Below are 12,994 nucleotides of genomic sequence, written 5' to 3' on the forward strand. Positions count from 1 at the left end.
CCCGGCAACCGAGCCGCCACCGACCCGATAACCGCCCGCACCTCCAACCGCACCCCCGCCGCCGGCACCACATACCCCGCGAGATGGTCACCACGCGACCCGTCACCGCGCAGCACCACCACCGCCTGCGCCACCCCCGGGTGACACAACAACGCCGCCTCGATCTCCCCCAACTCGATCCGCTGCCCCCGCAACTTCACCTGAAAATCCGTACGCCCCAGATACTCCAGCTCCCCGGAACCGTTCCAGCACACCAGGTCACCCGTGCGATACATCCGCGCACCGGGAACAAACGGACTCGCCACAAACCGATCCGCCGTCAGATCACTGCGACCGACATACCCCCGCGCCAACTGCACGCCCGCCAGGTACAACTCCCCCGCCACACCCACCGGCACCGGACACAACCGCCCGTCCAACACGAACACCTGCGTGTTCCACACCGGCGCACCGATCGGCACACCCACCACATCCGCCGCGGTCACCTCGTGGAACGTCACGTCCACCGCCGCCTCCGTCGGCCCGTACAGGTTGTGCAACTCGGCGCCACTCACCCGAAGCAGACGCGCCGCCGTCACCGCCGACAGCGCCTCACCGCTGGCGAACACCCGCCGCAGCGATCCACACCCACCGACGTCCGCGCTCGCCAGAAGCACTTCGAGCATCGACGGCACGAAATGCACTGTGGTGACCGACTCCTCGCGAATCACGCGTTCGAGACAGACGGGATCGCGGTGAACGTCCGGCGCAGCAACCACCAACCGCGCCCCCACCAGCATCGGCCAGAACAACTCCCACACCGACACGTCGAACGTCACCGGAGTCTTCTGCAACACCACATCGGTCGAATCCAACGGATACCGATCCTGCATCCACAAAAGCCGATTCACGACCGCCGCATGCGTCACCGCGACACCCTTCGGCATCCCCGTCGACCCGGACGTGAAGATCACGTAGGCCGCATTGTCGGGCCGCAACGGAGCCGGGCGCTCCGCATCCGTGACCGGCCCCGGATCGAACCCGGAAACATCCAGGGTGCCGATGTCGAGAACCGGGGTCTCGCCCGGCATCTCGAACCCATCTGTTCCGGCGGTCAACACGCACACCGGTGCCGCCGTCCCCACCACATACCCCACCCGCTCGGCAGGCTGGTCCGGGTCGATCGGAACGTACGCCCCACCCGCCGCCATCACCGCATGGATCCCCACCAACATCTCCACCGACCGCGCCGCCGCCACCCCCACCAACGACTCCGGGCCCACACCCTGCGAAATCAAGTACCGCGCCAGCCGATTCACCCGGGCACCGAACTCCGCATACGACAACACAGCACCCTCGAACGACACCGCGCCCGCATCCGGCGTCCGCGCGACCTGCGCCTCGAACAACCCCGCCAATGTTCCCGCCGGCACCGCACGGGCCGTCGCGTTCCACCGCTCGACCACCAACTCCCGCTCACCGGCGACGAGCACGTCCACGTCACCGACCCGCACGCCCGGATCCTCGACCACACCCCGCAGAACCCGGACAAACCGCTCGGCGAACCCCTCCACGGTCGCGCGGTCGAAGACATCCGACGCGAACGTGAACTCTGCCGAGAGGCCCGCGGCGCTCCCCGTGTCGTCGTAGCCCTCCGCGAGCGTCAACTGCAGGTCGAACTTGGCCACACCGGATTCGACGTCGACGACCTCCGCCGTCAGTCCCGGCAACTCCACCCGGGGTGTCGCCGTGTTCAGGAACTCCAACATGACCTGGAAGAGCGGCGAGTACGCGGTCGAGCGGCCGGGCCCGAGCGCCTCGACCACGCTCTCGAAGGGGACCTCGGCATGATCGAAGGCCTCGAGGTCCGTCTCGCGTGCGCGGGAAAGCACTTGGGCGAACGACGCTTCGAGCTCCACGTCGGTCCGCAACACCAGCGTGTTGACAAACATCCCCACCAAGTCGTCCAGCGCCTCTTCGCCCCGGCCCCCGACCGGCGTTCCGAGTGCGATGTCTGCGGACCCGCTCAACCGCGCCGCGAGCACCGCCAGCGCTGCGTGCATCACCATGAACATCGTGGCGTCGTGTCGCCGCGCCAGCAGGATCAGGTCCCGATGCAACCGCGCAGGCAGCGCGAAACGAACGCGCTCACCCCGCAGTGATCTCTCCGCGGGCCTCGGTCGATCCAGTGGCAGCGCGATGGCGTCGGGGAGACCGGAGAGCGTCGTCTTCCAGTACGCCAACTGCTCCGACATCATGCTGTCGGGATCGTCGTCACCGCCGAGAACCGCCCGCTGCCACAGTCCGTAGTCGGCGTACTGCAGTGGGAGCGGGGGCCAGTCCGGCGTCTGCGTCGCCGCCCGCGCGGCGTAGGCGACCGCCAGGTCACGGGCCAGCGGTGCGAGCGACGCTCCGTCCGCGGAGATGTGGTGAACGACCAGCATGAGGACGTGCTCGTCTGGCCCGGTCCGCAGCAGTGCGCCACGCACGGGTGCCTCCGCGCTCACGTCGAAGCCTCGGGACGCCAGCTCGGCGATCTCCGCCCGCAATGCCTCCTCGTCTCCGAGGAGCCTGGGCGCCAGGTCCGGAACCACCGGCGCCGAAGGCACTGTCACCTGATGCGGACCGTCCTCCGACGCCGGATACACGGTGCGAAGCGACTCGTGCCGTTCGATCACGTCCCCCACCGCCACCCGGAGCGCCTCGACATCGAGCGTCCCGGACAGGCGCAGCGCCATCGGAATGTTGTATGCCGGCGACGAGATGTCGAACTGGTTGAGGAACCACACACGCTGCTGCGCAAGCGAAAGCGGAATCCGGTCGGGGCGTTGCTGCGCCACCAGGTTCGGGCGGTCGTGGCGCCTCACGTCAGTACGACCGACCCATCCGGCCAGCGCCTCCACGGTCGGCGCCTCGAACAGGGTCCGCACACCGAGATCGACGCCGAGCGCGGCATTGAGACGCGCGATGACACGGGTCGCGACCAGAGAGTTACCTCCGAGGTCGAAGAAGCTGTCGCCCCGGCCGATCCGCTCCACTCCGAGGACGTCGGCGAAGACCCGCGCCACGGCCTGCTCCACCGGACCGGCAGGTGCGCGGAACTCGGCCGCCGCCGAGAGGAACTCCGGCACCGGCAACGCCTCGCGGTCGACCTTCCCCGCGGGCGTCATCGGCATCTCGTCCAGCACCACGATCGCCGACGGAACCAGGTGCGGCGGCAACTGCCCCGAGACGTGGTCCGTCAACTCGGCGGACGCGACCGCCTGCCCGGTCGCCGGCAGCACGTACGACACCAGCACCGTGTCGCCGGACGGCGCCGTTCGCGGCACCGTCAGTGCGGTCCGGACGCCGGGGTTGGTGCGGAGGGCCGTGTCGATCTCGCCGGGTTCGATCCGGAATCCGCGCACCTTCACCTGGAAGTCGCTGCGGCCCAGGTACTCCAGTGAGCGGTCGGTTCGCCACCGCACCACGTCACCGGTTCGGTACATCCGGTCGCCCGGTCCGCCGAAGGGGTCGGCCACGAACCGCTCGCCAGTCAACGCCGGTTTGCCGTGATACCCGCGGGCCAGGGCGGGGCCCGCGAGATAGAGCTCGCCTGCGACGCCGACCGGTACCGGCCTCAGGCGTGCGTCCAGGACGACCTCGTGGAATCCCCGGAGTGGACCTCCCAACGTGACGGCTCCGGTCGGCGACATCGGTTCGCTGATGTTCGACGCGACGGTCGCCTCGGTCGGCCCGTACGCGTTGTACAACCGGCGGCCCCCTCCTCGGGTACTCGGGAGACTTGGTACAGCCCACCGCTTCACCAGATCCGGCGGGCAGGCCTCGCCGCCGAGAACCACGTCCTGAAAGTCGGTGAGGCCGTCCGGGTCGACGGTTCCGAGCGCCGCGGTCGTGATGAATCCGTGGGTCACCCGCTCCGAGCGCAGGAGCCGGGACAACTCCTCGCCGCCGTAGATCGTCGGCGCAGCGATCACCATCGTCGCGCCGGCGCCGAACGTCTGCAGATACTCCAGGACGGACGCGTCGAAGCTCGGCGTCGAGAAGTGCAGAACCCGTGACGCCGATGTCGCCCCGAACCGTGAACGCTGCTCGGCGGCAAGGCTTTCGAGGCCGCAGTGGGTGACCGACACGCCCTTGGGCAGGCCGGTGGAGCCGGAGGTGTAGATCACGTATACCGGATTCTCCATGCGGAGGGCCCGGGGCCGCTCGCCGTCGGTGACGGCGGACGCCGGCGCGGTCTCGCACCGGGTCCGGACTTCGTCGTCGTCGAGCACCAGCCACGGTGTCGTGTCCGGCAGCAGGGCGCGCTCGGCGGCGACCGTGACCCCCACGACGGCGCCGGAGTCGTCGAGCATGTGCTCGACTCGCCCGGACGGATACCTCGGATCCACCGGCACGAACGCGGCACCCGACTTGGCCACCGCCAGCATGGACAGGACCGACTCGATGGAGCGGGTCATGCCCAGCGCCACACAGTCTTCCGGACCGATACCGCGTTCGAGGAGCACCCGCGCCAGCTGGTTCGAGCGCTCGTCCAGTTCTCGATACGTCATCTCGACACCGCGACTCGAGAGGGCGACACCCGCCGGATGTGCTCGTGCCGCGGCGGCGAAGAGTTCGGGCAGCGTGCGTTCCGGGCTGCCCGACGGACCACGAACCGGAACGAGGGTGGCGCGTTCGCTGCCGGAGAGGATGTCGATGTCGCCGACGTCGATCCCCGGGTCGATCGTCACCGCCTCCAGGATCTGACGTAGCCGCATCCCGAGCCGGGTCACCGTTGCCGGGTCGAACAGGTCGACGGCGAACCCGAGCGTTGCGGTGATGCCGGACGGGCTGCCGTCGGCGGTGAAGTGCTCGGCCGCGGCCACCCGCAGGTCGAACCTGCCGAGCCCGGTCGCCGCCCCGTCGCGGCACTCGAACAGCACCTGGACGAGCGGCGAGAACGCTGGGGAATCACCGATCCCGAGTATCCGCGGCAGCTGATCGAAGGGAACATCGCAGTGCTCGAACGCCTCCTGCTCGATCTCCTGAACCCGACCGAGGAGGTCGGTGAAGGACACGTCCGGATCGACGCGACTGCGCAGCACCACGATGTCCTGGCGCTCGCCCACCGCGGCCGGCGTTCCGACCGCTACGTCGGAGACGCTCCCGAGGCGGCTCAGCAGAACCGCCAACGCAGCGTGCAGAACCGCGAAAATGGTGGTGTCGTGTTCGCGTGCCAGCGCGGCGATTCGGCGATGGAGGCCCGCGTCGATCGGGAGTTCGACGCGGTCCGCCTGCAGTGACTGTGCGGCGGGTCGGGCCCGGTCGGTCGGCAAGGTCAGCAGTTCGGGCAGGCCCGAGAGCCGTGCCTGCCAGTACTCGCGGTTCTGCGCTTCGAGCCGTAGCCGCTCGCCTTCGCGGTAGCTCGCCCCGTGGATGGTTTCGAGTGGCGCCTGCGGGTCTGCCGCGAGGAACTCTTCCAGCAGTTCGACGAACTGCCGGTGGTGCCGGTGTAGCGCCGAACCACGGTACCGGCCGGGATTGGCCCGGAAGTCGACGAGGACCTCGGCCGGCGCACCGCTCGGGTACACGTTGACCAGCAGGTCGTCCACCGGACCGGACGTGACGATGTGGTACTCGCCGACCAGCGGGCCCAGCTGAACTTCCTGGCGGAAGAGCATGACGTTGACCATGGGCCCGTCGAGCCGGCCGCCGTCGTTCGTGCTCAGGTCGCGGCGGATGTCGTCGAGACTGCACCGCTGATGCCGCAATGCGCCCGTCAGCTCGCGCCGGACCCGCGCCACGAGGTCCGCGACCGCGCCTCCTTCGTCGACCGAGATCGGCAGCGGCGCAACGCTGACCATCATGCCGCCGGAGTTGCGCAGCAAGGCGGTTGTCCGGCCGGACAGCGGAACCTGCACGAGAACATCGGGTTTCGCCGTCAGACGGGAGAGGTAGCAGGCGAAGGCGGCGATGATCGTGACCGCGGCATCCGGGGTTGCCTGCTTGCCGGAATCGAGGAGCAGTCCGGCGGCCGACCCGGACAGCACGGCGCTCTCGAGGTCACTTCTGGCGGGTGCCGGCGCCCGCTCGTCGGCCAGGCTCGATCCCTCGACTGCCTGCACTCGCTCCGCCCAGTAGGCCCGATCCCCCGTGAATCGGCCGGAGTTCCGGTAGCGCGCGTCGAGGTCGCAGAGCTCGTGCAGGGCGGCGGGCCGACTCGGATCGGGTTCGCGACCGGCCACCGAGGCCGAGTAACGGTGCGCGATCCGGTTGACCATCGTCATGGCGCCGTAGCCGTCGAGCGCGACATGGTGGATGCGGCTGTACCAGAGGTAGTGCGACTCTCCCACGCACAGGACGGAGGTCTCGACCAGTCGATCCGCGCCGAGGTCGAGCGGGATCTGGTAGCTCCGGTGCATCCATTCGTGGGCCGCGGCGACCGGGTCGTCCTCGCCACGAAGGTCGACGACGGGGAGCGGGATGTCGGTCGCGTGATCGACGTACTGCATGGGCTCGCCGTCCACCTCGACCACCCTGAGCAGCGGCGACTGGAACTCGCTGGCGACCGCGACGATCTCCCGCCGCAACAGGTCGACGTCCAGGTCGCCGCGCAACTCCACGTAGTGCGCTATCGAGATCGGCACCTCGGGTCGGAGTTGCTGCGCGAACCAGGTCGCACGCTGCGGCGCGGACAGCGGGAACCGCACGGCGTCCGACAGTTGCGAAGCCGGTTGCCGTCGGTCGTCCGGTTTCACGGCGGTTCCTCGCCGTACGGCGTATCCGGCCGGCGACAGTGCCGCCGTGTGCTGATCTGAACTCGTGAATGCGGGAGGCGGATGCGTCTGTCCGTCTCCCTGATCATTTCTTCGGCAGATCCTGGGCGCACAAGACTTTTATGGTCGCACGGTGGCGCGGACGGCGTCGAGATATCGCCGATGCCCGGCCCCGTCCCGACCCCGCTACCGCGTCGGCGTGACGGCGAGCGGGGTTGACAGCGTGGGGTGTAGAACACGCCGGTACGCAGGTGGTCGATCTGCGCCTGGAGCCCAGCCTCGATTTCCGTGAGCGTCAGGGTGAGGTCACGGGTGTTCTGCGATCGCAGCTCGTGATGGGCGATGTCGGCGTGCAGGGCATCGATGTTGTGATCTGCGGCGGCCATACGGCGCACAACCTCCAGGTTGGCAAGCACCGACTCGAGCGACCGAAGGCTCTCCTGATATCCGTACAACAGCGCAATCCGGCGGAGCAGAGCACGCTCGGCTGTGTCGACAAGATCGGCCCGCTCGTTCCACGCCTGCTGCGCCGCGACCGCATGCTCGCTGCCGTCGATCGTAGGGCGAACATCCAACACCGCCCGCGCCACCCGCAGTCGCGTGGCGGCCGCCCTGATCTGGCGCATCTCCTCATCCAGGTCGAGCCGCACCCGGTGGTCGGTGAGTGCGTCGCTGTGCCATGCCGGACTGGACCGAACGAGAGCAGTCACCTCTTCGGCCACCGCCACGATGTGTTCCTCACGGCCGGGGAGAGCCCGGCGAGCGGTGGCCTTCTCAATTGCAGAGCGGTCGGACGGAGCAAGGTTCAGCGAGCTCGTCTGGCTCCAGACGGTTCCGACGGTCCACTGGATCGCGTTCCCAACCACCAGCGCGACGAAGACTGCGAGCAAGACGTTCGCCCACGGTGCGGATGCCACAGCAGCGACAACGACCATGATCACGACCCCGACGATGCTCGCGAGAGGGCCCTTCTCACCGTTCTTGACGGCCGTCCGCGCCCATCCCGGCGTTGTGTTCTCGGCCGGACCCAGATTTGCGTCGGGGATCCCGGCCGCGCGCCGGCGTCGGACCTTGGCCGCCAGTCGCCGCGACAGCGCCGCATCGTCGATGTACAGCTTCGCGCGCCGCTTTGCCTGTACCCGAGACTCGAACCGCATGGTCACGTTGTCGTCCCAGACGTCGAGTTCCGATCTGGTCTCGTCCCCAGCGGGTTCGGCGGCCACGTCGGCGGTCGGTTCCGACTCCGACGCGCTCTCCGTCGAACCGCGCCACGGCAGGCGAATGAACTTCTTCATGCCGCCATCATCGGCGCGATGATCTCCATCTGCTCGAGCACCAGCTTGATCGCGGCGGGCTGCTTGTCCGGCGGGTAGCCGTGTTTGGTGAGCAGCCTTTTGATCTGCGAGCGCAGCTTGGCCTTGACGTCCTCACGAACGGTCCAGTCGGTCTTGACGTCGCGGCGCATCACCGCAACCAGATCCCGGGCGATGTCCGCGAGCTTGCCCTCCCCCTGCTCCTGCACCGCGGACTCGTTCTGCGCGACGGCGTCGTAGAACGCCAACTGGTTCTCGTCCAGCGGCGGGCTGAAACGATTGCCGCGTTCCGCCTCCTGCGCGACCTCCTTGGCCACCTCGACCAGCGCCGCGATCACCTCGGCGGAGGTGAGCTGGCTGTTGGTGTACTTGACCATCAGGTCCTGCAGCTTCTTCGAGAAGGCCCGCTGGCGGATCACGTTGTGCTTGGCAGCCTTGCGTGACTCCTCGTTGATCAGCTTGCGCAGCGCCTCGATCGCGAGGTTGGGGTTCTTCGCCTGCCTGGTCTTGTCGATGAAGTCGACATTGATGTCGCTGAGTGCGGGCTTCGGCATGCCGGCCGCCGCGTAGATGTCGAGCACCTCGTCCGACTCGACGGATGCCGCCATCAAGTGGCGCAGCAGCCGCTCGACGTCCTCGGGCACCGCCTGCCCGCGTGCGAGCCGGTCCTCGGCGTCGAACTTGGCCATGTAGACGCGGACCTCCTCGAAGAACCGCGCGGTGGGTGCGAGCTCGCGCAGTTCGTCCCGGCTGCCGCAGATCGCCCACAGCCGCGACAGCTGGGAGGACAACTTCCGGTAGCGCACGGCCAGGCTGTCCTGCCCCGCCGGCACCTGGTTCTCCGGGTTGCGCGGGTCACGCAGGTGGTTGACGGTGGCGTAGGCGGCGTCGAGGTAGGCGCGCGGTCCGGGCACGTGCAACTTCGCGCGCCAGTCGAACCCGTGCAGCATGTTCTCGATCTTGGTGATCAGGTCCTTCGCGGTGTCGATCGCGAACTCGATGTCGCGGCCCAGCGGCTTGGACTGCTTGTCGGAGTCGGTGTACTCGGCGAGCGCTGCGGCCAGGTGGTCGGCGATCGGCGCGTACGCGACAAGGAGTCCGTCCTGCTTGCCGCGGAAGGTGCGGTTGACGCGGGCCAGCGCCTGCATCAGCAGCGCACCCTTGAGCGGGCGGTCCAGGTACATGGTGTGCAGCGGCGGGGAATCGAATCCCGTCAGCATCATGTCCTTGACGATCACGATCTCGAGTTCGTCGTCGACGTCCTTGAGCCGCTTCTTGACGGTGGCGTTCTGGGAGTCGCGGCGCACGTGCGCGCTGACGGGCAGCTGGTCCGACGCGGTACCGGAGTAGACGACCTTGATCCGTCCGGCCGAGAGGTCGTCGGAGTGCCAGTCCGGTCGGAGCTTGACGATCTCGGTGTACAGGTTCGCGCAGATCTCCCGGGTCCCGCCGACGATCATCGCCTTCCCCGACGCCGTGGGGTTCTCGTCCGACCCGATGAAGGCGCTCATCGCCTCGCGCCGGGCCTCCCAGTGGTCGACGATGTCCTGCGCCAGCTTCTCGAGCCGTGCGGGCGCACCGTAGACCGCGTTCACCACCGCGACGGTCTTCTCGATCCGGTCGCGTTCGGTGTCGTCCAGGCCGGCGGTGGCCTCGTCGGCGGACGCGTCGAGGTCGGCCTCCGTCACCCCGTCCGCGAAGGCGACCTTGACCAGGCGACTTTCGAAGTACACCGGGACAGTCGCCCCGTCCGCCACTGCGCGGGTCAGGTCGTAGATGTCGATGTAGTCGCCGAACACGTCACGGGTGTTGCGGTCCTCGAACGAGATCGGAGTGCCGGTGAACGCAATCAGCGCGGCGTGGGGCAGCGCGTCGCGAAGGTGTCGGGCGTAGCCGTCGAGGTTGTCGTAGTGGCTGCGGTGCGCCTCGTCGACCACGACGATGATGTTGCGTCGCGCCGAGAGCATCGGGTGGCTGGCGCCGGAGTCCTTCTCCTCCTTGGTCTTGCCGAATTTCTGCAGAGTGGTGAAGTAGATGCCGCCGGTGGTCCGCCCGGACAGTTCCTGGCGCAACTCCTCGCGCCTGCGCACCTGCTGGGGCTGCTCGGGTAGCAACTGTGAACGCAGGAAGGTCTCGTAGAGCTGGCCGTCGAGTTCGGTGCGGTCGGTGATGACAACGATGGTGGGGTTGGCCAGTTTGGGGTGCCGGATCACCTGGTTGGCGTAGAGCTCCATCTCCATCGACTTGCCCGAGCCCTGGGTGTGCCACACGACGCCGGCCTTGCCGTTGCTCTCGACCGCATGCACGGTGGACGCGACCGCCTTGTTGACCGCGAAGTACTGGTGCGGCTTGGCAATTCGCTTGAGCAGCCCGTCCTCACCCTTGTCGAACGCGGTGAAGTTCCGCAGGAGCTGCAGGAAGCGTTCCTGGTTGCAGAGGCCGTTCAGGGCGATGTCGAGCGCGGTTGCGGCGTCGGCGTTGTCCATGGGGACGGGCACGCCGTCGTCGTCGACGTTCCAGGGCGAGAAGTGGTGCAGCGCGGTGAACGGCGTCCCGTACCGGGCCGTGACGCCGTCGGAGACTAGGCTGAACACGGAGAACCGGAAGGCCAGCGGGAATTCCTTGACGTAGGTACGCAGCTGGGCATGCGCCTGGACCAGGTCGGCTTGTTCGCTGCCTGCCCGCTTGAGCTCGATGATGCTGACGGGCATGCCGTTGAGGTAGAGCACGATGTCGAACCGGCGCGTGAAGTCGCCGCGGACGACGGTGACCTGGTTGACCGCCAGCCAGTCGTTGTCGTCGGGCGCCGTGGAGAGCAGCCGGATGGTGGGCGTGACCTCTGCGCCGGTGTCGTCGACGTAGCTGACCTTGCGAAGCCCCTCGGTGAGGTATCCGTGCACCGTCTGGTTCTCGGCGATCGCATCGTGAGATCCCGCGGTCGCGATGTGCGCGACGGCCTGGTCGACGACATGCGGCGGCAGCGCAGGGTTGAACGTGGCGATCGCCGACCGCAGCCGGGGCACGATCAGCAGTTCCTCCCACGAGGCTCGCTCCCCGGTGCCGGGCGCGATCGATGCGCCGGTACGCGGCTGCCAGGCCAGCTCGCCGAGCTGGTCGAGCGCGAGCTGTTCCCAGTCGTCCTCGGAGAGACCGTGCTGTTCGGCCGTGACCACACCCTCGTTCATGGTGATCAACTTAGATTGCCGCCACAATGGCGGTCCCGTTCGTCATGCCCGACACGGTATCGGGACCCGCTGCGGCGCACCGAGATATCTACTCAAGTCACTCGATAACCCCAGTTATCAATCATCCACTATGAAATCCGCCTGCCGTCGCCAATCCTGTGGACATGCAGTTCAACGAACCCCGAAGCAGTGCGACCGCGGCGCCGGCGATGCGCCCACCCGTGTCGGCGCCGACCGGGCTCGCGTTCTCGCTGGGCGACCGAACACCCCCACCGCCGACTTCCCTGGATCAGAGAGGCACACCATGACGTATCCGCAGGAACCCGTGAACCCCCAGCAGGGTTGGGGAATGCCGCCGACCGCGCCGGCACCCGAGCCGCCCAAGAAGAAGTCGAAGAGGTGGCCCTGGGTGGTGGGCGCCATCGTCGCCGTCTTCGTGATCGCCGGCATCAGCGACGGCGACAAGGAGACCAAGACCGGGTCCGACTCCGCGGTAGCCGCCGAGGCTCCTGCCGCCGGCGCCGCTGCCGTCGGGGGTGCCGCAGCAGCCGAGGCACCGGCAGCCGAGGCGCCCAAGCCCGACAGCGCTCCGGGGCTGAATGCACCGGTGCGGGACGGCAAGTTCGAGTTCACCGTCACCGAAGTCGAGACAGGGCTTTCCTCGCTGGGCGACAACATGTTCCTCACCAAGGAGGCGCAGGGGCAGTTCGTGGTGGTGACGATGACCGTGCAGAACACCGCGAAGGAACCGAAGGGCCTGAGCCCTGACAACCAGGAGATGTACGACACGCAGGGCCGAAAGTTCACCGCCGACACCTCAGCCGGACTGAACCTCGACTCGGACGTCTCGTTCTACGACGAGATCAACCCGGGCAACGCGGTGACCATGAAGGTCGTCTACGACATGCCTGCCGGCGCGGTGCCCGCGTACATGAAGCTGCACGACTCGATGTTCTCCGGCGGCGCGCGAGTGAACCTGCAGTAGCGGGCCTCGATGCGGCGCGCCCACACAGGGGGTGGGGGGGGCTTCCCGGCAAGTCCGAGTTCCCGGCAGCATGGTCCGAGGACACGGCGTTGGCGCGGGTCGAAGCCACGGTGCATGAGCCCTTGCTGCGAACGCAGATCGGACACACCGTATTCGACGAGCGCGAGTTCGACGGGGTGCTGGTGTGCACGGTGTGGCGGCGGCCGATGGACGGCAACTCGCGGATGGTGACGGCCTTCCCGGTCTGCGGCGAGGGCGTGGTCTTCAACGTCTACCCTTCGGGCTATCCGGCCGACCTGGTGACGTCGGTGGCGCAGGCGATGCCGGAGCTACTCGAGGGTGGAAGCTCTGACGATGTGCGTCTGGTGGCAAACGCGGCGGCAGTCGGCGAGCCGTACGAAGCCGTGCAGTCCGGGATGTGGGTGGCACTGAGGGATGGCATCGCACTGCCCGAGCACTACATGATGGCGATCGGCACCATGATCCACACCGGATTCTTCGCGGCGGCGGACGAGGAGGAACTGGTCGGGGTGTTCAATGCGCTGGCCCGGCGGGACCATCCCGACACGACCGCCTGGGGTCAGCTGTAGTCCGGGCAGCACCCTGGGACCCATATCTCGATGATCGAGTTACTCGACAGTCGATCTACTCGACCACGTGTCCGCGACACTTGAGGACGCAAATCGGCGTTTATGTGCCCGACATGTAGCACTCTGGCTCATGAGGACGATGCATGTAGTGACGTGACACACCGCTCGGGGGCAGGGAGGC

At 67.9% G+C, this 12,994-nt stretch carries 5 protein-coding genes (1 of these 5 cut by a window edge); 2 read left to right on the forward strand and 3 right to left on the reverse strand.

What is annotated here, in order from left to right:
• The 3 genes in view from AC1DWC_RS14835 to AC1DWC_RS14845 are tightly spaced (each overlapping or abutting the next) and all read right to left on the reverse strand, a layout consistent with a single transcriptional unit that may run on beyond the window.
• Positions 1 to 6,722, reverse strand: the 5' end (the start) of a protein-coding gene (locus AC1DWC_RS14835; RefSeq protein WP_477909161.1) for a non-ribosomal peptide synthase/polyketide synthase. It extends 19,999 nt beyond the left edge of the window; only the first 6,722 of its 26,721 coding nucleotides appear in the window; the start codon lies at positions 6,720 to 6,722; the stop codon falls past the left edge of the window.
• Positions 6,719 to 8,035: a hypothetical protein gene (locus tag AC1DWC_RS14840; RefSeq protein WP_477909163.1), complete on the reverse strand. Its 1,317-nt coding sequence runs from the start codon at positions 8,033 to 8,035 to the stop codon at positions 6,719 to 6,721. Before AC1DWC_RS14840 ends, AC1DWC_RS14835 begins: the two co-directional genes overlap by 4 nt.
• Positions 8,032 to 11,238, reverse strand: a complete 3,207-nt coding sequence (locus AC1DWC_RS14845; protein ID WP_477909165.1) for a type I restriction endonuclease subunit R — start codon at positions 11,236 to 11,238, stop codon at positions 8,032 to 8,034. Before AC1DWC_RS14845 ends, AC1DWC_RS14840 begins: the two co-directional genes overlap by 4 nt.
• A 304-nt stretch (positions 11,239 to 11,542) precedes the next feature.
• Here AC1DWC_RS14845 and AC1DWC_RS14850 point away from each other — a divergent pair, with 304 nt between their 5' ends.
• Both AC1DWC_RS14850 and AC1DWC_RS14855 read left to right on the forward strand, forming a co-directional pair.
• On the forward strand, positions 11,543 to 12,223 hold the full coding sequence (locus tag AC1DWC_RS14850) for a DUF4352 domain-containing protein (RefSeq protein ID WP_477909167.1): 681 nt from the start codon (positions 11,543 to 11,545) through the stop codon (positions 12,221 to 12,223).
• An 89-nt stretch (positions 12,224 to 12,312) separates the two neighbouring features.
• The gene (locus AC1DWC_RS14855) at positions 12,313 to 12,813 is read left to right on the forward strand and encodes a hypothetical protein (RefSeq protein WP_477909169.1); all 501 of its coding nucleotides are present in this window, start codon (positions 12,313 to 12,315) and stop codon (positions 12,811 to 12,813) included.
• The last annotated feature ends 181 nt before the right edge of the window (positions 12,814 to 12,994 follow it).

The organism is Rhodococcus sp. P4_C10, from assembly GCF_056402135.1.

Coding starts and splice junctions, on each gene's coding strand:
- AC1DWC_RS14845 (WP_477909165.1), bottom strand. CDS start 11,238: ATGAACGAGGGTGTGGTCACGGCCGAACAGCACGGTCTCTCCGAGGAC.
- AC1DWC_RS14840 (WP_477909163.1), bottom strand. CDS start 8,035: ATGAAGAAGTTCATTCGCCTGCCGTGGCGCGGTTCGACGGAGAGCGCG.
- AC1DWC_RS14850 (WP_477909167.1), top strand. CDS start 11,543: ATGACGTATCCGCAGGAACCCGTGAACCCCCAGCAGGGTTGGGGAATG.